The 21,571-nt window shown below is 46.7% G+C and carries 29 protein-coding genes; 21 read left to right on the top strand and 8 right to left on the bottom strand.

Annotation, left to right across the window (positions count from 1 at the left end; translation table 11 throughout):
- Positions 1–54 precede the first annotated feature (54 nt).
- From FCS97_RS14905 to FCS97_RS14875, 7 genes are all read left to right on the top strand, one after another.
- The gene (locus tag FCS97_RS14905) at positions 55–1,860 is read left to right on the top strand and encodes a PRTRC system ParB family protein (RefSeq protein ID WP_138519235.1); all 1,806 of its coding nucleotides are present in this window, start codon (positions 55–57) and stop codon (positions 1,858–1,860) included.
- Positions 1,861–2,032: 172 nt separating this feature from the next.
- Positions 2,033–2,488, top strand: a complete 456-nt coding sequence (locus FCS97_RS14900) for a PRTRC system protein E (protein ID WP_138519234.1) — start codon at positions 2,033–2,035, stop codon at positions 2,486–2,488.
- Positions 2,489–2,517: 29 nt separating this feature from the next.
- Positions 2,518–2,724 carry a PRTRC system protein C gene (locus FCS97_RS14895; RefSeq protein WP_138519233.1) on the top strand — a complete coding sequence of 69 codons (207 nt, stop codon included), beginning with the start codon at positions 2,518–2,520 and terminating at the stop codon, positions 2,722–2,724.
- Between the two features lie 118 nt (positions 2,725–2,842).
- Positions 2,843–3,913, top strand: a complete 1,071-nt coding sequence (locus tag FCS97_RS14890) for a hypothetical protein (protein ID WP_138519232.1) — start codon at positions 2,843–2,845, stop codon at positions 3,911–3,913.
- 20 nt (positions 3,914–3,933) lie between these two features.
- Positions 3,934–4,704 (top strand): PRTRC system protein B, encoded by a 771-nt coding sequence (locus FCS97_RS14885; RefSeq protein ID WP_138519231.1) that lies wholly within the window; start codon positions 3,934–3,936, stop codon positions 4,702–4,704.
- Between the two features lie 2 nt (positions 4,705–4,706).
- A complete protein-coding gene (locus FCS97_RS14880) occupies positions 4,707–5,384 on the top strand; it encodes a PRTRC system protein A (protein ID WP_138519230.1) in 678 nt (225 codons plus the stop codon).
- Positions 5,385–5,393: 9 nt separating this feature from the next.
- Complete coding sequence (locus FCS97_RS14875; RefSeq protein WP_138519229.1) at positions 5,394–6,179, top strand: PRTRC system ThiF family protein; 786 nt, start codon at positions 5,394–5,396, stop codon at positions 6,177–6,179.
- A gap of 15 nt (positions 6,180–6,194) precedes the next feature.
- Here FCS97_RS14875 and FCS97_RS14870 read toward each other — a convergent pair whose 3' ends face one another.
- Positions 6,195–7,511, bottom strand: coding sequence for a replication initiation protein (locus FCS97_RS14870; protein ID WP_138519228.1), 1,317 nt, complete (start codon positions 7,509–7,511; stop codon positions 6,195–6,197).
- Positions 7,512–8,740: 1,229 nt separating this feature from the next.
- On the opposite strand from FCS97_RS14870, the gene FCS97_RS14865 reads away from it, so the two are divergent.
- The 3 genes from FCS97_RS14865 (at position 8,741) to FCS97_RS14855 (ending at position 10,608) form a co-directional block, all read left to right on the top strand.
- The gene (locus FCS97_RS14865) at positions 8,741–9,268 is read left to right on the top strand and encodes a hypothetical protein (RefSeq protein WP_138519227.1); all 528 of its coding nucleotides are present in this window, start codon (positions 8,741–8,743) and stop codon (positions 9,266–9,268) included.
- Between the two features lie 33 nt (positions 9,269–9,301).
- On the top strand, positions 9,302–9,940 hold the full coding sequence (locus FCS97_RS14860; RefSeq protein ID WP_138519226.1) for a hypothetical protein: 639 nt from the start codon (positions 9,302–9,304) through the stop codon (positions 9,938–9,940).
- 110 nt (positions 9,941–10,050) lie between these two features.
- Positions 10,051–10,608 carry a hypothetical protein gene (locus tag FCS97_RS14855; RefSeq protein ID WP_138519225.1) on the top strand — a complete coding sequence of 186 codons (558 nt, stop codon included), beginning with the start codon at positions 10,051–10,053 and terminating at the stop codon, positions 10,606–10,608.
- 25 nt (positions 10,609–10,633) lie between these two features.
- On the opposite strand, the gene FCS97_RS14850 is transcribed toward FCS97_RS14855, so the two are convergent.
- The 3 genes from FCS97_RS14850 to FCS97_RS14840 form a co-directional block, all read right to left on the bottom strand.
- The gene (locus FCS97_RS14850; protein ID WP_138519224.1) at positions 10,634–11,695 is read right to left on the bottom strand and encodes a DUF1173 family protein; all 1,062 of its coding nucleotides are present in this window, start codon (positions 11,693–11,695) and stop codon (positions 10,634–10,636) included.
- Positions 11,696–11,703: 8 nt separating this feature from the next.
- Positions 11,704–12,015 carry a hypothetical protein gene (locus tag FCS97_RS14845; protein WP_138519223.1) on the bottom strand — a complete coding sequence of 104 codons (312 nt, stop codon included), beginning with the start codon at positions 12,013–12,015 and terminating at the stop codon, positions 11,704–11,706.
- A gap of 74 nt (positions 12,016–12,089) precedes the next feature.
- Entirely contained in the window at positions 12,090–12,962 is an 873-nt protein-coding gene (locus FCS97_RS14840; RefSeq protein ID WP_138519222.1) for a hypothetical protein, read from the bottom strand.
- 245 nt (positions 12,963–13,207) lie between these two features.
- Here FCS97_RS14840 and FCS97_RS14835 point away from each other — a divergent pair, with 245 nt between their 5' ends.
- The 10 genes from FCS97_RS14835 (at position 13,208) to FCS97_RS14795 (ending at position 17,421) form a co-directional block, all read left to right on the top strand.
- Positions 13,208–13,453 (top strand): nicotinamide mononucleotide transporter, encoded by a 246-nt coding sequence (locus FCS97_RS14835; RefSeq protein ID WP_138519221.1) that lies wholly within the window; start codon positions 13,208–13,210, stop codon positions 13,451–13,453.
- A 210-nt stretch (positions 13,454–13,663) separates the two neighbouring features.
- Complete coding sequence (locus tag FCS97_RS14830) at positions 13,664–13,909, top strand: hypothetical protein (protein ID WP_138519220.1); 246 nt, start codon at positions 13,664–13,666, stop codon at positions 13,907–13,909.
- Between the two features lie 71 nt (positions 13,910–13,980).
- On the top strand, positions 13,981–14,730 hold the full coding sequence (locus tag FCS97_RS14825; RefSeq protein ID WP_138519219.1) for a hypothetical protein: 750 nt from the start codon (positions 13,981–13,983) through the stop codon (positions 14,728–14,730).
- Between the two features lie 130 nt (positions 14,731–14,860).
- Positions 14,861–15,358 (top strand): hypothetical protein, encoded by a 498-nt coding sequence (locus FCS97_RS14820; RefSeq protein ID WP_138519218.1) that lies wholly within the window; start codon positions 14,861–14,863, stop codon positions 15,356–15,358.
- Positions 15,359–15,407: 49 nt separating this feature from the next.
- Complete coding sequence (locus FCS97_RS14815; RefSeq protein WP_138519217.1) at positions 15,408–15,620, top strand: hypothetical protein; 213 nt, start codon at positions 15,408–15,410, stop codon at positions 15,618–15,620.
- 9 nt (positions 15,621–15,629) lie between these two features.
- A complete protein-coding gene (locus FCS97_RS14810) occupies positions 15,630–16,220 on the top strand; it encodes a hypothetical protein (protein ID WP_138519216.1) in 591 nt (196 codons plus the stop codon).
- Positions 16,210–16,377 (top strand): hypothetical protein, encoded by a 168-nt coding sequence (locus FCS97_RS16575; protein ID WP_171035335.1) that lies wholly within the window; start codon positions 16,210–16,212, stop codon positions 16,375–16,377. Before FCS97_RS14810 ends, FCS97_RS16575 begins: the two co-directional genes overlap by 11 nt.
- Positions 16,374–16,592 (top strand): hypothetical protein, encoded by a 219-nt coding sequence (locus FCS97_RS14805; RefSeq protein WP_138519215.1) that lies wholly within the window; start codon positions 16,374–16,376, stop codon positions 16,590–16,592. The genes FCS97_RS16575 and FCS97_RS14805 overlap by 4 nt, the downstream gene beginning before the upstream one ends.
- 56 nt (positions 16,593–16,648) lie before the next feature.
- Positions 16,649–17,080 carry a hypothetical protein gene (locus FCS97_RS14800; protein WP_138519214.1) on the top strand — a complete coding sequence of 144 codons (432 nt, stop codon included), beginning with the start codon at positions 16,649–16,651 and terminating at the stop codon, positions 17,078–17,080.
- 29 nt (positions 17,081–17,109) lie between these two features.
- A complete protein-coding gene (locus tag FCS97_RS14795) occupies positions 17,110–17,421 on the top strand; it encodes a hypothetical protein (protein ID WP_138519213.1) in 312 nt (103 codons plus the stop codon).
- A 41-nt stretch (positions 17,422–17,462) separates the two neighbouring features.
- Here the strand turns inward: FCS97_RS14795 and FCS97_RS14790 are convergent, their stop codons facing one another.
- From FCS97_RS14790 to FCS97_RS14775, 4 genes are all read right to left on the bottom strand, one after another.
- On the bottom strand, positions 17,463–17,711 hold the full coding sequence (locus FCS97_RS14790; RefSeq protein WP_138519212.1) for a hypothetical protein: 249 nt from the start codon (positions 17,709–17,711) through the stop codon (positions 17,463–17,465).
- Positions 17,712–17,741: 30 nt separating this feature from the next.
- Complete coding sequence (locus FCS97_RS14785; RefSeq protein ID WP_138519211.1) at positions 17,742–18,047, bottom strand: DUF7673 family protein; 306 nt, start codon at positions 18,045–18,047, stop codon at positions 17,742–17,744.
- Between the two features lie 21 nt (positions 18,048–18,068).
- Positions 18,069–18,476 carry a hypothetical protein gene (locus FCS97_RS14780; RefSeq protein ID WP_138519210.1) on the bottom strand — a complete coding sequence of 136 codons (408 nt, stop codon included), beginning with the start codon at positions 18,474–18,476 and terminating at the stop codon, positions 18,069–18,071.
- A gap of 99 nt (positions 18,477–18,575) precedes the next feature.
- Entirely contained in the window at positions 18,576–19,316 is a 741-nt protein-coding gene (locus tag FCS97_RS14775) for a hypothetical protein (RefSeq protein WP_138519209.1), read from the bottom strand.
- A 485-nt stretch (positions 19,317–19,801) separates the two neighbouring features.
- Here FCS97_RS14775 and FCS97_RS14770 point away from each other — a divergent pair, with 485 nt between their 5' ends.
- Positions 19,802–20,941, top strand: a complete 1,140-nt coding sequence (locus tag FCS97_RS14770; RefSeq protein WP_138519208.1) for a tyrosine-type recombinase/integrase — start codon at positions 19,802–19,804, stop codon at positions 20,939–20,941.
- Positions 20,942–21,571: the final 630 nt, after the last annotated feature.

Here is a 21,571-nt window from a genome sequence, read left to right as displayed (position 1 = left end):
TTTCGGAAGTCTGGATAATCAAACGCTCCACTCACAGTCATTCGGAGCAGCACGATGAAATACGTCGCCAACATGCCATTGAAGCAAATCGTCTCAGGCCAAAACCCTAGAACATTTTTCTGTCCAACCAAGCTGGAGGAGCTTTGTTCAACCATCAAGGCGCATGGTGTTTTCCAGCCCATCTTGGTCAAACCAATTGGCAGCGTAGACAATCCCCAATACCAAATCATTGCCGGAGAAAGACGCTGGCGTGCAAGCATCTTGGCTTTCGGGCTGGAGTCAGGCTCAATTCCTGTGTTGATCAAAGAGGAGGAGAACGAAGAAGAATCTCGAAGAATCGCACTGATCGAGAACATTCAGCGTGAACAAATGAGTCCCACCGAGGAAAGCGATGCAGCCCTGAAGATTCTTAACGATGTCAACGGCGACAAGGCCGAGGCGATGCGCCTTCTTGGCTGGAAGCCTTCGCTGTTCGATGCACGAATGGCGCTTCAACATCTGGAGCCTGTAGTCAAAGTGGCATTAAACGAGCGCCGTATCTTGCTTGGTCATGCCGAATTGATTGCTGTCATCGCACGAACAAACCAAGAAATCGCACTGCGAAATGTCATAGAAAACAAGCTCACCGTCCAACAAACCAAAGAGCTTCTTACACGCGTGAGCCAAAAGCTACAAACCGCGATTTTTGACAAGTCAGATTGCCAAAACTGCGTGAGCAATTCAGAGGTCCAGGCCACCCTTCTGGAAAACTGTGTAGGGGAGGGCTATTGCACAAACCGCGAATGCTTCACTGCGAAAACAGAGCAGAAGATTCAAGAAATCGCCTCAGAGCTACAAGAAGAATTGCCCAAGGTTGAAATAGTACGTGACTTGCACAGCATCAAGGTTGTGTTGGTCAATGAACAATCGGTGGGTTCAAACCAGTTCAATTCATGTAAAGGCTGTGCAAACTATGGTGCCACGGTTTCCACGCTTGCCGACTCCGTTGGCCTTGTATCCAAGAACCAGTGCTTTGATACGCAATGCAACTCGGAAATGGTGACGAACCACGCATTAGAAATTGCAAAAAAAGCACAAGCCAACACCCAATCCGAGTCTGAATCAGAAGGCAATTCAGTTGAATCGCTGTCACAGGCCAAAACCACGGCCAGCGCAAAACCAACTTCGCCAGCGATAAAAAAGATCAAGGTCACCGAAACCACGGCTCGCAAGACCAACAACGTCCGTGCCGATGAATTCAAACAAAAAACATGGCGCAAGGTCGTCGCCAATGAATTGTTCGCTGACACGCACAAGGCATCCACCATATTGCTTTCGCTGATGTACACGGGATCAATGCGTCATTACCAGTCGAGCAACGTGAAAAAGCTGTCCACAAAGCTCTTTGGTTTTGACAGAGGCAATGACGAAATTAAGGACATCACCCTGTCTGACTTCACAACACTGCCCAAGGAGCAGCGCGAAAGCGGGACGAACGCTGCCATTGCCTCGCTGATGCTGACCATCCCAATTTCAGAGGTATTTGAGATCGCGCAGTTTTATCAATTTGACCTGATGAAACATTGGAAAATAACGAAAGAATACCTGGAGTTGTTCACCAAATCAGAACTCGAATCCATGTGCAACGAGACTGGACTGGACACCTTCTTCGAGTCGCAATCGGCATTCAAGAAAGCCCTTTCAGGAAAAAAGCCCGAATTCATCGACTCGATTCTTTCGCTGACTGTCGATTGGGACACCGTGGTTCCCTCGGCAATTGCCCTGCCACACACCTCTGTGTTGCAGCAGCGCAAGCTACCAAAACAAGATGCGACAACGGTTCCAGCTTGTACTGAATCAGCCGAGAAACAAGAAAGTTGACTTCGTCTAATTAGCAAAGTTGTACTGATCTGTTGCGTTACTCACAACAACTTGTGGGTGACGCATCACCCCGGATTGGCAGGGCTTTCGGCCTTTTGCGCCTAACTTGCCAAAACCGAAAACGGTGAAACAATGATTTCAAGATTAACCAAACAAACAAGGAACAACGATCATGTTTTTTCAAGCACTGACCCCAATTCTTGCCCACGCAAAACTCAACCTGATGATCACCGCCATGAAAGACGAGAAGATCAACATTGTGTTGATTCCCACGCCAAATACACCGGATTCATTGCTCACCAAGGCCATGACATTCACCGGCACCGCCGCCGAACTTGATGCGCAGCTCTTGGATCAATTGTTCGAAATGTCCAATGACTACGCAGACCTCGCCACCCTGATTGCCCAGCAAAAGGAGGAGCTTAAACAGGCCAAGGTCACTGCCGCCAAGGTCACCGTGAAAGCATCCGCACCCAAGGCCGAAACACCACCCAAAGCTCAAAAACAGGCAGTGAGTGCTCCCAGCGAAACCCAACAGTCGCCCATCGAAAAGGATGCGGATTTAGACGATGAATCTGATTCAGCGACCTCGCCAGTTGTTGATACCCACACACTGAGCTTGTTCTAAACAACGCACCCAAACGGAGACACTACACCATGATGGTTACCGCCGAACTCACCGTTGTCTACGATTACAACGGAGTACTTTTGCCAAGCCCAAGCCCTGACATGCCACCGAGCATGGTCAAAGACTTTTACTCGACCATGTACCCTGATCTGCTCAACGCCTCTATCGGGCCAGCCAACCATGTTGGTGACCAGCTTATCTACAAGTTTGAGCGAAGTGTTGGTACGAAGGGTTAAGAGCAATGAGCGCACACTCGAAACCCCAAGGCACGGTCAAGGAATACACCTTGTCGGAAATTTTGGAACACGGTTCCACGACAACCATGACGAAAAAGCAGATTAAAGGAGCAAGCAAATGCGCTCAGATCATTTCTCAGGCTATCCAAAACTCCGGTCACCAACAAAGCCCTCTGGAGCCTCCAAGCGCGGCGATTCTGCTGTTCTGAACCAGCATGGATTCGACCCGCTTGGGTTGATTCCTAGTCTGACGCACGAAGTTCCGGCACAGCTACAGTTCCTCCCCTCTGGCCTTACCAACAGGGACTTCGAAGTTTTCCAGTGGCTTGACCCCGGCATATTGGCTGAAAAGCATGAGTCGCTGGAATCTCTATCATCTTCGCTAACTGGCGTACTACTCTCCAATATACCTTCCGAGATAGTATCTGCTCAATACAAGCACATCCAAGCCTTCCTTGATGTACAGGCCACTGGCAATAGCTTTTTGCTGAACCTTTGCTTCGACCCAACTCTGTACGAGTTGCCACTACTGAACTCTGAAACACTGCCAGCGCCAATCCTCAAATATGTCATCGATTCTTTGGGAAAGTTGCCCTTTGTCGCTCACCTCGTTACCACCCCTGCTGAAATGGTTTATCACGCCAACGGATTCCTGTTCTTTGGCATGGAAGATGACGCTGAATACATCGATGAACGCTGCTACGGCATGGGAGAAGATGAAATGCAGGAATGGCTTGAATCAAACCCCTCGCTGCCAAGCCATTTGAAGGAGAATTTCTCAAGCTACATTGGTATTACCAAGTCCTCGCGTAAACAGGCGATCAATGCGTCTACCAGTTCACTACACGAACAGTTAATTGCCTGGAGCGATGAAGCTCGAAAATTAAAACTCACCAAAACGATTGAATCACGTTGCCAGTCTTTGCTAGATGCCAATTATTCCCAACTTGCCGACGAGGACTGCCACGATGTTTTTCCAGCCCTGTTTCTGGACATGAACGGCCACGCCATGTTTGAACAAACAATGGACGAATTGCACCAACAAGTCATGCAAGGCGACTGTGCGTCTTACTTCCAACTCAATCTGGTAGCCCAGTCCAAACCAGAACTAAATGATGCCTTCGCCTTGCTTCAAGCCATTGCCACAACCTTGCGCAAAATCGATTCTCTGATTGAATTAACCAAGTGACTCAACTTCGGAATACGACCATGAATATCTCGGCAAACCATGCACTGAATACCAACGAAAGTTACTTTTCAATCAGAAAAGCAATCTTGCTGTACTCAGACAACAAAGAACAGTCCAGCTTTGCAACCGTTCACAACGTCCAAATGGACGAACAAAATCGCCCCATCATTGGCGCAGGAAAACCACTGACCCAAAGAACGATGCGCAGTATTTGCAAGATCCAGTCACGCAAGGCGGACTCAGGCGCAGAAGTACTCCCAGCCAATGTGCTTTTTAACGACAACGGAGTGCTAATCTGGTCATGCAAAGGCCAAGTTCGCAAGACCTTTTTCAAGTCACCGTCTGTGACTGGCGTATTCGAAGTGCCTTACCCGGACCTGATCTTTTGTGTGCACAAGTCCAATTTGAGCGTCTACGCCATTCAAACCAAGGATTGCACCAAAGAGCGCCCAAGCGCGGAAACCGTGTTGTGCCACGCGCCACTGATGAATATCTTTTCCAACAACTCCCTTTGCATGGGCAATAACACGGTTCCAAAGCACCACTCCATTTCTCAAGCGATCAAGGGCTGGGAAACCGTGCTGTTTGACTCGACATACACCCACCCCAATGCCGGTACACAAAGCTTCACAAGCGCAAAAGGGGGTATTGGTGGCCTGTGGGCAAGGCTGAGTAAGAAGCCTCGAAAAACCTTTCCTACGCGCGTTTTAAACCAGATTATGGTCAAAGATGATGGCAACCCACTACCCATGACCTTGGGCGATTTGATCAACAAGAAATTGAAGGGATAAGCATGAATTTTCAAAACCTCTCGCCCACCAATATCAAAGCGTTTGACACAATCGCAATTGACCGAGTTCCACTGCATGCGCAGTCCTACTCAGGACAAGCAATTTCCACGGATTTTGCATCCGTTCAGGCTGGTGAAGATAAGATAGTCGTAGCCAGCAATGGGGTGTTTCTCAATCATTCAAATACCTGGATCTCAACACAATTCAAGATTGCCCAACTCTGTGCGAATTTCAGCCCACCATACGGCAAGGCCCATGAATTCGTGAAAATCAATCTCCCAAAGGTGCCCGGCGAAATATGCCGCGCTGTGCTTGACCATTTCCGCAGCGCCTGCCCTTTGGAAGCGGCTTGCCTGATCTCGTTTAATCAACAGACTAAAGAGTACTCTTTGCACTTTCCACACGTTATTCGTGCCACTGGCGCACACATCTCGTACCGTTACCCCGATCTTGACCGATTCGAGTCCTTGGTCATTGACATCCACAGCCATGGGGTTCACAAGGCTTTCTTTTCTCCTACCGACAAAACCGACGACCACGGATCAACCAAGATAAGCATGGTGATTGGGAACCTGAACCAAGATGAAGTCTCAATTGCTTCAAAGATCATGGTCAGGGGCGTAGAACTTGCGCAAATCGAAGTCTGCGAGATACTAAGTGAACTCATTACTTTCCAGTGAACACGCGCCATGACAAGCCCTGAAACCAATCAAACTCACTACATCAGTCAACAGGCATTGCAGTGCAAAGAACTGAACTTCATTGTCGTTGGGGCAGGGGGCACGGGTTCTCAAATCATCACCGGCCTTGCAAGCATGGCTCACGCAATTCATGCCATGACGGACAAGCGGTTTCGCGTAACAGCCTACGACCCAGACACCGTATCTGCCAACAACATAGGCCGACAACCATACTTTCCAGCCGATATTGGCCGACACAAAACAGACTGCCTGATCAGTCGAATCAATATGGCCTACGGCTTGGACTTTCAATCAATGCCTGTTCGCTTTGACGGATCAATCAGAACCCGTCATTTCAGGTCATCAATGGATGTGTTGATTAGTTGCGTTGACAGCGTGGCCTCTCGTCAAATCATCGCCACCAAAGCACAGGATTACGACTACTGGCTTGATTTGGGTAACTCCTCGCACACCGGACAATGGGTTCTTGGTTCAACATCAGGAAAGCCTGAGTTGCCCATGCCCAATGAATTGTTGCCAGAACTGACAGACCCGTCCAAAGAGGCTCCCGATGAACCAAGTTGCTCGATGGCTGTATCGCTCTCAAAGCAGTCGCTTTTTATCAACAAGGCGCTGACTTCTCAAGCCTTGGCTTGCTTGTGGGACTTGATTTTCCACGGTCAGATCTCCATTCACGGTCAGTTCATGGATTTAAAATCAGGTCGTGCAAACCCGATCAATATCAACCCTACAGTCTGGAAATCAATGGGCTACAAGCCACAGGCAACGTCTTGATCAAGAGAACAAGGCCTAGCACTGGTCTGACAATGATTGAATTTCTCGTTTTTTGATGATGTAGCGACCCACCATCGCCCTTGATTTGGGAAAATCCTTTGGATGCTTCTCAGCAAACATCAAACGCTGGCGATCATCCATCGTTTCAAGCAATTCGCGCCAGCACAGCTCCAGCTCCTCGTTCGAACATGAATCAGCCACTGCAATCTGCCTATCCTCGTCTTGGCGCTCTTTCTCGAACTGAGCGCGTTCAAAACTTGAAATGCGGTCTTCACTGATCCAGTCCAGTTGCCCAGCAGACATTTTCTTGGCCAAGGTCTGTTCTTCATCAAACCGGCTGATCAATGCGCGGAAGTATGCCTTTGCGCTGGTGGTGAACTTCTTGCCTTTTTTCAATATCATCCCAAATTCGTCCAAGGCCAGTCGAACCCTCTCAGTTCTGTGCGCGGCCAGGATCAAATTGCTTTCCTTGGCTGAGAAACCAATTTCGTTCAATCGAGCCTGAAGTTCCTTTGCTTCCAGCGCCTGGTCGATGCTTCTCACGGGCTCCTGAATGACTTCGTCGATCCTGGGTAGGACTTCAAAATAAACCTCATCGATACGCCTGCTTTTGCGTTTTTCCTTCACTTTGATCGTCACATTGGTCTGCGTGTTGATCTCAGCGATTGCTTTCTTCAGATAATCGTTTTTGAACTCACGGTAGCTGATTTTCCGTTGGTCTTTACTGGATTCCTGCGCCCTTAGAAACATGATCAGGTTATCGACCTGATGATTCATCGTTCTACCAAGCTTGAGAAAGGAGAGGCAGTGTTCATACAGGATAATTGCCGAGACTGTGCTCAGCCGGTTCTGATACATCAGCTCGATCGGCGTGTATCGAGTCATGGGGTCTTTGATGTGGTCAATCACTTTGGGGTGCAAGAAAAAACCCACCCAGCTTGAGCCTTTGGCCCAGTCATGCACGGCACTTCTCTCGACGATCGAATGCCCGATCAAGAGGTTCGAGTACACCCATTGATCATCACTTAAGCCGCTGACCTCGACGCTGTGCAATTGCTTCAAAGAATTGACCAGGTACGGTTTGTTACGCCTGTCCATGTTCAATGCAGCCTGAAAATCAGGCATTGACATCCAGTAATGGCCCTCAAGGGTCTTGTCCTTGCACGGAATCAACCTAGTGCCGCGCATTGTTTCGTTCTGAACCAGCGCGATAATCACATTGAAAATACGGATGCCATTGACTGTCAGGCGCGAACGGTTGACACGAAGGTGGATCGAGTCATTGGGCTTCCTTAGTCTGGAGATGTTTTGGCCTGGCTGTTGGTCCGACATGACAACTTTTTTTAACCGAGAGAAATTAATCTGCCACGGTCGCTTTCAGTCGTCACTCAAGATCCAGCTAATTTCGTTGAAACGGCACTTTTTTGGCACTTTCAGTTTTCGACTTTAATAATTTGTTTTCGACTTTAATAATTTGTTTTCGACTTTTATATCCCGGCAAACCAAAAGAACCTCGTTCGCTTGCCATTCCATAGGCACCGGCATGTCATAAAAAATCCCACACTTCGGCAGTCACAGTCACCGATTGCTCAACCAATCGAGTCGAAAACTGGCGATTAAAGTCGAAAACACCCGCCGGCACTCACAACGCGGCTCACTTCGGTTCAGCTCACTCAGCCTTTTCCTGTGAAGCAAGCCAGATCAGGGCTCCCAAGCGTCTGGAAACGTGATTAGACTCCAGTAATCGTTCTCCAGCAGCCTCAACAGTTTTCGACTTTAATACGCGTGTACCCTTGATCCGCCCTTCGCTTTCAAATGTAGGAGGATTTATGACATTGCACCCCTTCAATAATCCAAAAAACATCATCTACTCGCATGTCATAAAAATTCCCACATTTGGGCTTCGGCAAAAAGTCGAAAATGGCTGTTGTATGCGATCAGGTAAGCGTAAAACGCACAACCTGGTACGGAACTACCTCGCCCAAGCACCGAAACCTGGATCCCGCAGGTATAAACCCTGCATCGCATGCATACAAAACATTAACTTTGTTAACGAATGTTCACTTATGCATATCAGTTTGTTGGCTTCCTCATCGTTGTCATAAAAACTCCCACATTAAGACCAAGGAGTCATGTTTTCCACACACAAGAAAATCATTTCACCGATTCTCAGTGCGTAGAGATACTTATCCGTCATAAAAAATCCCTCATTAAAACGAGAGTGTCATATATCCCCCCTCAATTGCGGGGGGATATGTCATAAACGCTCCTACATTTGGGCTCACAATGTCATAAATCCTCCCACGGAAGTTCCCGCAAACCCGCACCAGTAAACAGATTGAAGGGTCTTAAAGTTTTAACCAATAAATTGTTAATCAAAATACTGTTTGTTTTTTCGTTTTTGTAACATCCATTTCTAGGACAACTGAGTACGAAATGAACAGACACGGATATGCATGCATACCCATTTTTGAGTAAAGTCGAGAAACGGCCGAAATGTTATTGTTTTCCTATCTTTAGTAAATTACCATTTAGCCGGAAGAGGGCACAGGAACAATCAAATGCAAGTAGACGCGCACTTAGGGCAGAAACTGCTGCAAGGACATATTGCTGAGTTAAATGAACTTTATCTCGACACACTTCGCGCGGCGTACGATCAGAGGCACTACCTGATCATTGAAGAGAGGTTTTTGGTTGAGCCCAAATTCTGCGCACAGCTTTTTGCGCATTGCCCACATCCAAGTATGGCTGCCCGGACGTATGACCAAATCCTTCGCTCTGGATCAACTGAACTGATCTACACAGTGCATCCACTGCTTCTTTCAGAACAAACACCTGGCTCAGATCCCGCCTACCTGACCAACTTTTTCCAATCAGTGCTGACGTACATCTGCCTTGGCTCAGACTTTGCGCTTGCAAGAGATGCAGGGATCAAAATCCCCGATCTACTTAAATTGAAATCATTGACCTTGGCCAAGCGAAACAGCCTGGCCAAAAGCATCGACATCAGCACCCGACCACGTTTCACCATTGAGCAGTTGTACATCCACGCAGAACAGCCGAATTATCCAATTAAGTTGTCTAGCTAACTATCAACCTACAAACTTACGAGACACCCAGCAATGCACACACTGGAAAATCTTATATACGGCGGTAGCACAAGCCATGACATCGAAAAAATCGTCGATAGAACACTCATTGACGTGTTGATTGCCCTTCACATGCGTAAAAATGAAACGCTAAGCATAATCACTGGCTTGATGGGTGAAGACAAGGAGCTTATCAAGTATGCGAGCAAGGCATGCGCTCAAACTCAGATTGGCAGTGGCCCCACAGTCAGCAAATCACCAATTTCAGAAAACCGATTATTGCCCGCCAACATCATCGCAATCCATCTCATCGGCCAGGCAGTCAGGATGGAACAGGACACCAAGCGCGAATTGGACATGCGTCACTTCGCAAAGGGGCATAAACTGCTGCTCGCTTTCACACTAATCAACATTCAGCGCTTTCTTGTCCACCCGGTCTATGGCCGCAATTTCAACATTCCCTCCGTACTTCACCATCTACGCTTTATGGTCAGCGGTCACTGGCGCCTCACGCTATGCGACAAATGTGGAAACTGGAATGCCGAGGTCTTTGCGGGTGACGAATATGAAATTGCGGACTGTCCAAGTTGCAAACTACTGTCCAAACATCGCCACAGGATTAAGCAACGTGTGTTGACCGAGATCGCAGAAGCTCCCGGTACAGGTACATAAATCTGCAGCTTTATGCAGTCAATTGCTCCAAAGCCTGAAAAAAGTCCGTTTTCAACCAATACGCCAAATTTCGTATCGTTCAAAATAAGACTTCATCTCTGAGGTGCTGAATGCAACAAGTAAAAAAGGTCATTAGAAATCCAGAACCCGGGTTGCAATTCGATTCCAATGAACGGCTTCTCAAGGCAGCCCTAAACCGAATCGGGGAAGAAGCCTCGTTCGACACTTTTCAATGCAACACTCCAATCATGCGGTTTTTGGCCAGAGCACACTCAAGATTTGGGCTGATGATGCCGTCACACCGACCAGGATTTGAGAGCGCATTTGACTCAGCACTGAAAATAGCCGTGCATTTCTTCAAAACGCATTCCTGCAGCAACGCAGAAACCCGGCGTGGTGGTTTCATCTACACATTCATCACGGAACTGGCCAGTGCCACTATTTTTTGGCAGATGTCATACGAACATGACAACCAAAGAAAGTCGCTGGATTTGGCCAAACGGAACCCATTTGCTGAGATTGCCGGTTCTATTGCGTTTCACCATGCACCAACCGACGTGTTGCAAACCCACTTTTTTTACAATGCCTACCTCCAACTGCTCAACAGCATTTCCAGCAATTTGGACGTGTTGGCTGTTAAAAACTACCTAGTGTTCGATAGACACTGAGCACACAACACAATACAGCCTCTAATTAAACGGCTTTGGCAATTTCTTGCTTCTGAAGCGGGTAGTTCAAGCGGTTTCCATCGCGTATCTTCCCATCCACGAAAATGCTCAGAACGCTCCCATTCATTCGTTTGATCCACGCAGCTGGTCGAGATGGGTCGCCTATGTGGTCTGCGTTAACCGTGAACACACACCCAATGCTGCAAAGAAATTCAAACAAATCCGATTCGATAGAACTTTCAGTCACCAGATGATCCTCGGTCAACGACAACCATGCTGTGTTGTCCACCTCATAGTGACCTTTCGCACCAGTCTTGATGGATGCCATGACAAGCGATCCTACCGGCGGTAGCTTCGCGCCACCGACACACTTGAAGGCACCTCTAAATTGCTCGAACCTGAAGGAGGGGGGTTCATCAACGCCGATCTGTGCTTTCACCTTGCCAATGATGAAACAGGTTTTGGCACGTACACCTGTTTTTGCCAATCTTTTGTCCAGCGAGCGTTCAAATTCCTCCGAAACAGCCTTATCGAATTTCGGAATCACCACAACCTGCTCGCATAGTTTCTCAGCCCACGTGCCTGGTATTTTCGCAACCGCGGCTCTAACTTTGCTCTCCAGTATCCTGTACCCCCTCACCAGATGCCACTCCGGCCGCATGTAACCCAGACCACTTTCCTTGTAGTACCGGGTTATGACCTCTTGCATCGTGATGATTTTGGTGTGAGTTGAGGTGGACGTGTTTTGAGATTGACGGTCCCGCTTCAAACCAGAATCCGTGATTTGATTCACAAACCGACTCAAAGCGAATCCCAGTTTTACAATTGCTTCCTCATCGCCATCGTCACTTTCTTCTGAGAAAGACGGGCACTCTGGTTTATGTAAAGAGCCAGATTTCGGCAATCTGTAGACGAAGTAACGACTTCTTTTGTGTATTGCCATGCCCACATTGCTGCACAGGCACTTGACCTGTTCACCATGCCCATGCATTTGACCCAGTAGTTCTTGGTGGTTTGCTTCGAGTTGAGAAAGCTCAAGCGTTCGATCCCGAGCCTGTACCAATTGACTTTCTACTTGGTCGTCCATGGCAACTCCTAAGTTTTTGACCTCGACGAAAGGTCTTGCAAACGAAACTTCTTTTCCTCTTCGAACCGGGTCAAGAAAACGACAAGGATCACAACAGTGAATACTCCCAGTCCAATTCCAATGGCCCAGGCCCAAAAAGAATCCATCAATTCTTCTTTCTCGCGTTCAACCTTTGATTTCCTGTCCGCCAACTGTGTCACAGCGTCATTCGAGAAGCCAACGCCTTTCGCTTTTTGCTCGTTCAATGACTCTTCGAACTTTTCAAGCTGAAATCCCTGTTGATTCAGCCCATCAAGTCGCCTGTCAAGATTCTCCGACATCAAGAAAACGTACCCTCCAACCGACAAAATTGACACGAGCAGGGCAAGTCCCATGGCTCTAATAAATCTCGCTTTCAAAAAAGTTCTCCATTTTGTAGTTCACACCCGATCTGTTTGGAATCGCTCATCAAGCTCTTAACCAGCCTTGGTGCTTGTCTTTTCTTTTTCAATTCATACCAGTCAAAGTGGTTGCGCGAAACGACACCAACTCGCTGCGTCGTGGCGACCTCATCGACAAAGGACTTCATCCGATCCGTTTTTGGTTCGCCAAATACAATCACAGCCTGGGTATTTTCAGACGCGGATCTCAGCTCCGCATTCAAGATTCGTTCTCCGTTGCCATGGTGATAGCAGCAAACGATCCGCCTGCTTAACGCCCAGTTCGTGATGTCTTGAGCATGGAAGTCTTTGCTAAGAACGTGCACAAAACCGATTTCATTGAAATTCAACTGCTTTGACGCATTGACCAGGTGTTGAACATCGAATTTACTATTGCCCAGAATTAATACTCCATTGCCCGGTGAAAACCCGTTGATTACACGAACCAGGCAGTCCCTGACTGCGGCGAAATGCATTCCGAGTATTGTGCTGTGGCTGCCATGACTCTTTTTGTCGATTTCATTGACAGCATCTTCAAGCTCTGAGAGCTCAAGGGCTCCATCGCGAATCGCAGCCAGAAGGCAGCATTCCAAAACACGGGAGTCAGGCGCAATCTTTTGTTCATCACAAAATGCGCTACTAATTTTCAGCGCGTTCTTTGTAGAAGGGCATGAAGCGACCACGGCTGCCAGTTCGGGGTTTTTAATTTGAACAAGGCCAGCATAGTAAGCGCGCGCAATGGAGCTCATCTCCGCACCCATGACCAAGCTCTTTTTGTTGCTCCAAACCATCGGCTCAATTGACCATGATTTAAACAACCTTGTTTTCTCAAATGTAGCGATTCGCATCACGAAACCTTGAAAAACTAACCTCCCCATTTTCTACGAGAACTGGGCCACCCTATGTTATTGAAAGTGCTGATTTTTATGGCTTTTAACCACATTTCTCACGAATACTTGCCAAATTACTGCCTTGCAAATAATATGGAGCTTCCAAAACGCTTTATGCGTCTTCAGACTTAGCGTCTATCATCTAACCACCGGGTTATCCAGCCTGGTGGCTCGGGTAACCCGATTTTCTCAGGGTGCCCACCATGGAAATTCTCGAAATATTAGGCTGCCTTACCGGGTTGGCCGGTGCATTTTTGCTTTCTTCCAATTCAAAGAACTCAGGTTACGGCTTTGTTTTATTCCTGCTGTCCAACTTTTGCTGGATTGCTTTTGGGGTCATCAACAACGTGCCGGCACTTGTCGTGATGCAAATTGGATTTACCTACACATCCCTTCGGGGAATACACCGTTGGAAACTGATCTCTAAACATCAGCCAGAGGTGAACTGACAAAAGTCAGGTTTCGAAACACCATTGAGTGTTTCGAAAGATGATTTTTCTCGGCTATGCCGAAAAAAGGTGGGACCAGACCACTGAAAAAATCTGGGATTTCAGCTCTCTCTTGAAGGGGTCACGCAACACGACCTCGAAAGAGAATTCTTGATGTGTGTACTCCTGCTTGAGGGTTTATCAACCCAAAAATAAGAAGGAGGTCACATCATGACCAAAAAATCTTTTCCAAAAAAGAACCTCCCATACGTAATTTTGATTCTCACCCTGGTCTTCAAACTCGCAAAGTTTGTCGCCATGTGCTTTGAACCATCTGTTACCGCCTCGGAGATTATTGACTCGCTTGAAAACATCGTCCTGACCGTGCTGCAACTGCTTGCATTGGTTTTGACTGATTCTCGTCGAAAACTATGGTGGAAAAAACTCAAGCTGCTAATCAACAAGTTAGCGGACTGATTCCACATCTCAACCCACTCAAAGCAGGCTACTCAATGTGGCCTGCCTCGGTGATTTCAAAGGAGAACAACATGTCCCTTCGGAAAATTTTTGAGGATCAACTTGAGCAACTGGGCTTCTCAGATGCTGAGGTTTCTTACTCTTTAAATTCCTGCCAAGGCGATGGAGTTTCGTTCACTGGGAAATTTGATCTACGAACCATTCTCGAAAGGCTTCATGCCCAAGGAAATCGTGATCAAGGCTTGCTTTATTTCTATGAGCAAGACCTCAGTGATTGCAAGCTTGTCGTTACACGCGGCAATGGTCACTATTGTCATGAAAGGTCAACCAACCTTGATTTTTGTGACGACTTTTACCATCTCACGGAAACGCTAAATACCCCATATTTCGCAGTTTCTCTTCTCGACGAAATCGTCACAAACGACTACATCGCACAATGTAAAAAACTGGAAAGCCAAGGCTACGACGCTTTGCTTGCCAGCTTGTTCGATGGAGAAACCGTGTTCGAGTTCAACGGGCCAAACCTGCAGATTGAAGTCAAAGCAAAACATTGTGATGACGACATCTCAGACTACCTGTCAGGCGACTCCGAGTGTGACCAAGAAGACATTGATTCTTACCTCCGAGGTGAAATAGCAATCAACGCCTTTGAGCTAACTATTCAAGTCGATGGTCAGGAAATTTACGAAGAAACTCGCGCTGAGTGCTACCCCACAGGGAAAGCAAGATCGATGGCATTTAACTTTCTAAAAGATGTGCTACCGGGCGTTCGGCAAGAGATCAAACAGGCTCTCAAAGAGCTAGAGGGGGAATTCGCATGATTTCCATCCTCGATATGTTCAACACAGCATTGGTCTTACTAATGCTGCTGCACTCGCGCAAGCAAATTCGCAAGCGCATTTCATCAACGACCCATCATTTCATTCGGGTCTTATCTCATCGGAGAAAATCATGACCATCTACGCCGCTCAGTTTCAACTTGAAAGGCTTCACAACCTGGTTGAGGCATCAAAGGACAAGGCAAAACTGTCTCAAGAAGCTCAATCATTTGCAAATCTAGCAATTTCACAGCTCCTGCTGTTGGTACTTGCTGATAACCCTGACGTTCAGAACATCACTGTTCGATATGAACGAAGTTCCAACTCAAGCTGGGTTCCGGTTTGTGGGATCAAAGTCACCTATCCGCCAGTCTTCTTCACACTGGCCAACCAAGTCCATGACTTGCGCGGCAAGTTCGACGAAACCAAAGATTTGAGGCTTTTGAACTTTGAGGTTTGTTTGTTGCTAAAACAATTGCTCGAAGCTCACTTGCAAGACCAAATGGTTCCATTGCACGGAATTACCTTTACCGCAAATCGATCGGAGTTAAACGATCTGATCGGATCACCTTGTCCCGAGATTGGCACCGCCAGTCAACGGATGACCAGCCTGGCACCAATGTTTCATTGAGTGCTTTTCATCTATGTGGCCTTTGTGGCCACTTCTTTTGGAGATCATCATGATTAAACCAAACATCAATGTATCCGAGGTGCTTTCCAAGTACCCACGGATTCACAGAGCCATCACCAACTTGGTGGGAAATCAATCCGACGCAACCTCTGCCCTTTATTCGTGGGTAGCAATGGGAGATCAGAAACTGCCTTCGGGCTATCTGAACCTAAGCGTCATCCGGACAGCATTGCGTGTTCGGCATCTTCTGAACAACGACTAGGAGACTGAAATGATTGATCAACTCATCGACAAAATGGTGGACCTTGTGAAGCAAAAGGGTCTTGAACTGATGTCTCGTTACCCCGCTGACCTTCTGGTACATGATCGCCGCTTTTTACAAGAAAATCTTGTGGAGGGCGTGACCATCGCCTGGGTAGTAGGGAACAGCCACACGCATTGCGCCTTGGTCGGTATTTCCGAGGAGCAAAGCGATTTGATTTGGCACCTAAGCTCTTTGAACGAGAGCGATGTTTATTGTCGAATCGATGTGCGAAACGGCAAGGCAGCAGTCAAGGAACTAAGCAGGCAACAATTTACGGATCTTTCGAAAATTAAGCCTGCATACTCCGCAAGATTTGATTGGCAGTTTGATGTACGCCACGGTAATGATTGTGTTGGCCACGTTCGAATTGAACCCAAGGGTTCACTTGAGAACAGGGCCTATGACATCACTGTGTTTCCCGAATCCAATGCCTCCGCAAAGGATTTGGTCGGACTTCAACAAATGGCAAAACGAGGCGCAGCTCGTCAGCACGGTTCTCTATTCTGGCGAGGCGAAATAATCGTCAAGTCTGATAAGGAGCTTTGTTATGAGCACTAAGTTCATTGACGGCAGCCAAATAGATCCACTCTATGAGGCTCAAATCACGCGACTCGTCAGCCAGGCTGCAACAGCACTTGAGTATTTTTCCGAGGATGAATTGGAACGGTACGCAGATGCTCTAAATCACAATCAACTCTCAGGAGATTCCAAATGATGACCATCGTAATCATCGGGAAAATCATCTGCTCAATCCTTGTGATTGCCGCAGGTTTTTTCAGCACGTCGAAAATGGTAAGTGAGCTATTTGTCACCTATCCAACCTACTACTGGAATTGCATCGCAGGGCCAGGTGAAAAATTTATGGTTATCGTCGCTGCTTTATTCAACATAGCGTGGGTTTCTGTTCTGGTCTGGAACGTCTGGTTCTGAACCAACGCTGTTTTGGCCGGGCCCTTTGGGGCTCGGCTTTTTCTTAGGAGATCATCATGTCGTTTAATAACGAAGATTTTTCATTTGACCTTTCCCAAGATACGGAAAATGCCACCTGGAGTTGTTTCGGGGTGGATTTTCATTACTGTATTCGGGGGGTAAGTCAAAACGAACCCAGGATAGTGCTTGCTTACCTGGAAAAGCAGCCAGTGGTTCTGCCTTTTTTTGTCGAAGAAGCCATGCAGCAGTTTACAGCTGCGGCCGATCGTCAGAATTTGGAGATCACCCTAAGTTGTGTCCCCGTCCAGCGCAAAAACAAACCCACATTGACTCCAAAATCAATGGTACTTGCAATGCGCAAACTGGTCAGTCGATATCGTCAATTTGGCTTTGAAGTAGAAGTCATTGACGAGGGAGATGGTTTCGATCTTGAAGATATTCGAGCGGAATTGATTCGTTACCCAGAAAAGTTTCTGAGCCGCGTTTAATTCCAATCCAAAATTTCAGGAGATTCATCATGCCCTATCAACCAGTAAACACAGTTGAAGATGCACACAACATTGATCCAGCTCTTATGGCGAAAATCGATGAAGTCACCAAACGAGCAACTTTTGGATGCGGACTGTCCGACATCCTTTATGAAAAAATGCTCCAAGATGGTTTGCAACTGATACTTGATCGAACACCAACCGATCAGAGAGACACGGTTTTAGCTGCGCTCACATGGCACGGTTATGACCCTCACTACTCACCGTATGAACCCGAAGAAGGGGAGTGCGCATCAACAGGCATCGACATTTACTGCTGCCCATGTGGCCGTCACGAGTAAGCCTGCCTTGACTAAACCCCATCCTCAAAAGGATGGGGTTTTTATTTTTCATCGACGATTTCAACCAAGTATCCTCGGCCACTTGAATCGCGATCAATATTAATTCGTTTACCTAATGCCAACATGATCCGCGAGAGTCCAGCGATCACCAAATCGTCATGGTATTCCGATTGGTAATTCTCCATAAGCTTGTCCAAGTGTTTTTGAATCACTCTTTCAAGCACTGTGAGATCATGCTTACTCACGGTTAACTCTTTAAAATGCAGCTCATCATCGTTGTTCACGTTCATGCTCTTTCCAGATTATTTTCGAACTAATTCTCAATTGCCCCATCGGGACACAACACCTTTAAATTCCTCTTCGTATCCAACTGCGTCTGGATAACTGCCCAACCTTCGAATCATTTCGAGACAAGTCAGCATGTCCTGAGCGATTTCCTGATCAACAGACCACAATGTTGCTGGGTCAAATCCGCCAAATTCCTCTGCGTTCCACCATGCCAATAGAAATTTTGCAGCCTTGGCTGCTTGGCCTGAATCACTTTTAGTCGTCGCAATTAGCCTATCTAGGGCCAGTCGCTCAGAATCAGTTAGTCTTAGCCTTCGGAGTTTGTCGATCTTGTCCAAATTTACTCACTCACATTCTTATTAATACCAATACCCGTAAACCATTCGCTTTTCGTCTCGCTGGGGGTCGTGATTGTCATAAATCACCCCATCGATTACCGCCACGACATGCCTGGTCACCCTGCAAATGATTCGACCGCTTGGAAGCTCAGATTCACTTAAATGAATCCGTTGTTTACTTCCCGGCGCACACAGCGCCTTCCATTCAAAACCCATGCGCTTCATTATTTCAAACATCACGACTTTTGGGAGTCCTTTCCGCGCGGTTAGTCCCTTGTATCCCATCTCACGACAAATCAAATTGATCTCTGAGTAAACATTTTCGTAAGGCTGCGCTTTCACGATTGCAATCGCCCTACAAACACAGTCATCTGCCAGCCCCTTAAAGCCAGCTTTGAATCTACCACCGTCTGTTAAAACAACACGCATTAAGCACTCCTGAAGTCTTATTTAACTGATCCTCCCACATAGAAGTGTCCTGTCAAATTTCGCTGGAGTTATCAATTGTTCAACAGCCCATGACTCGATTCACTCTTTCTCAAGAAAATCCTCTGGTCCTTCATTTGGCTCATGCTTCATGCGAATTTCCGAGTATTTTTCAAACCATTTATTTTTCAGTTGTGTTTCAGCATAAAGCCTAGTTTCCAAATCACTGATTCTTTTGTTGAGCAAATCCTCCCTTCCGGCCTGAGAATTTCGAATTCTATCTACCTCCTGATACAAGAAAGACCTCAAGCCCTTCCATTGATCTTCTGCTGCAGCTCTATCAGCCCGAGACTGCATTAAAACCTCTTGAATTTCCGACAAGGATTTTTCCCCTAGATCAATGAAGTCTTTGCTCATTGCCTGGAACCGGGTGATGTATTCGTTTTGGAGTGCTTTGTAATCTGAGGAGAGTTCCTGCAGGAGCGATTTCAACTGGGCATTTTGTTGCATGGCCAGCTCAAGCTTTGATTTCAAGCCCAATCTTTCCATTTCCGCCAAGACCCTCGAATCGACATGGAAATCTTCAGAAGTAGCCACTTCGGTTCCAGTGTTTCCTTCGCCCAGAAGTGCTTCATCATCATTTTTCGAGAAATCAGCAAGAATTGAGCGCACCACCGGCTGGCTACCATCCATGTACTGCTGAAGCGTTGAGAAGCTGGGTGAAACCCCAAAAAGCTCAGAAATTTTAGAATGCAGCGCACGCTGACTTGGTTGAGGACCGTCAGATGGAAAACTTTGTAACGCAGCAACCACCATTGATAGATTGAGAGTTTTCTTGGCCATGAACGCCTCATCGCTTTAAATTTTTCACAGAGTAGCACAATTTGAAGCAAACAGTAACGCGATACGCTACCTGTTATCGTGTATTATGCCGATTAGTTATATAATCGGCATAATAAAAAACAATGCATCTGTAAGCTGTTTATAAAACGCTTTAGCCAAGATGATTCATACTTATAATAATAATAATCGGCTTGTAAGTACCAAGTAGCCTAACGATAGCCAAGAGCACTGAAATATGAGAATTTCGTGAAACAGCCTTTTTTATGTGACTCCGAAGTTAAAAAAACCAAGTTGATTTTCAAGTCATATGTCTTTTTATTCAATTTGTGTCATTAAATGAGAGCCGTTCTCAATAACATCAAGCACAAACGCTGAAAGTAATCTGAGATGATCATGCGCCTCGGTTTGTACTGCCTCGAAGCACCCTTTTAAGTGACATTCTTGCGTAAGACCAAGCAATTTATCCCTACCCATTAGGTTCATGTATGAGTATTAAACCAATTAAACCAACAGAACTTATCAACAGGAAATCCAGTCGAGCAGCTGCCGTGCGGGATCTCTCAAACTTCGTTAACCCGCCACGAACATCTGCGAAAAGTGATCTGGAACTTTTGGTGGAATGGATTCGCCTTGCCAACACTAAGTCACTTGAACTTCAGCGAATCAGGGAATCCAGGCGTTTGCTAATCTGGATGGATATTAACGACCTCACACTGCCTGAATTAACAATTACTGAGGTGCAGGCTTATTTCAAGTTTATGGAAAACCCGCCGCCTGACCTGGTAGGACCTTCCCGTCCCTACCAAATTGACGGCTCCACCAACCCTGCTTGGCGCCCATTCACCGGCCCAATCACCAAATCCAGTACCTACAATCAGGCTCGTGTGATTCTAAATAGCCTCTTGGAGTATGCAGCCAACACCAATTGGATTTTAACCAACCCCATTCGCCTCCTTCCGGCAAAGCGATTTAAGACATTACACGCCAGTCGCACCAAGGTCCTCTCCGACAAGACCGTGATTTTTATTCAACGATCTCTCATACTGATGCCCGATCAAACCCTTTACCATCGACAACTTCGTTCAAGGGCCCTATTGATTTTTAATTTGCTCTTGCTAAGCGGTTTGAGACGCGAGGAACTAACGACCTTGAAAATGGGAAATTTCATTAGAAAGGATGGGGCCTGGTGGGTAAATGTCACAGGAAAGGGCTCAAAAGAAGGACGCGTTCCTCTTCCCTCCTCTGCCATTCCTTACATATCAGAATATCGAGAAAGCTTTGGCTTCGGCTTTACAATGCCCTCCCCCGATGAGAAATCACCACTTCTTTTCACAGTAAAGGGCAAGACGATTGCCCCTATGAGTTATTCGGCCTTGTACGCTGAAATAAAAGGAAGGCTTGCGCAGTTCGCCAAACAAACCGTCGATCCGGAAATTCTGCAAGACTTACACCAAGCATCCACTCACTGGCTACGCCACACCTATGCCACCACCGCGCTCAAGAAAGGTATGCCGCTGAAACACCTGCAAGATAACATGCGCCACGCGAGCATCAGCACCACTGAAGGTTACATTCACCTTCTCGATTCGGAGAGGGCCGCCAGCACGTCAGTCTTAGACGATTAAAGCTGCCGCGATAAGCTCAATATGTTCAAAGCGGAAAACTTTGTCAGCAAAAATTAAGTGAATTATGAGATAGCTTTCCATGTTCCCCCCATCCGGAAAACTTTGTCAGAACAATTAAAGCAATTCTTTCAAATATCTCTCAAACGACCCAGAAATGCGCCTCGTAACGGAAAAACAAGTCCTGTTCACTTTCCAAAAGAAGCAATAACGCTCAGAAATCGCCAATTCGCCGCCAAGATCATCTTTACGCCTGACAAAGTTTTCCGCTTTGATCAATTACCTTTGAACAATGATCATCAATCAACCTAGAGAACACTTTCATAAGGCACCAGTAACCTTTCCGGAAAACTTTGTCAGCAAAAATAACCCTTAAAATGCAAAATTGCGGGCATATCTGCAGTTCTTGGAAAATGGCAACTGATCTTCTTTCCAAAAAACCGGTTTTTTGTGACTGGGAAAGTGATTTTCATGCTTAAATCTTCCTAACAGACATATTGAGAAGTGCGTACCGGAAAGTTATCCACATATCTAGCGACAAACTTTTCCGGTTAGCCGACAAAGTTTTCCAAAGCGCTGCCAAAGTTTTCCACTTGGTGACAAAGTTTTCCGCTTGTGAATAAGTTATCCACA

Origin of the sequence: Limnobacter alexandrii, assembly GCF_005871185.1 — a bacterium.
GTDB lineage: Bacteria > Pseudomonadota > Gammaproteobacteria > Burkholderiales > Burkholderiaceae_B > Limnobacter > Limnobacter alexandrii.
This window is presented reverse-complemented; position numbering and strand designations above follow the sequence as displayed.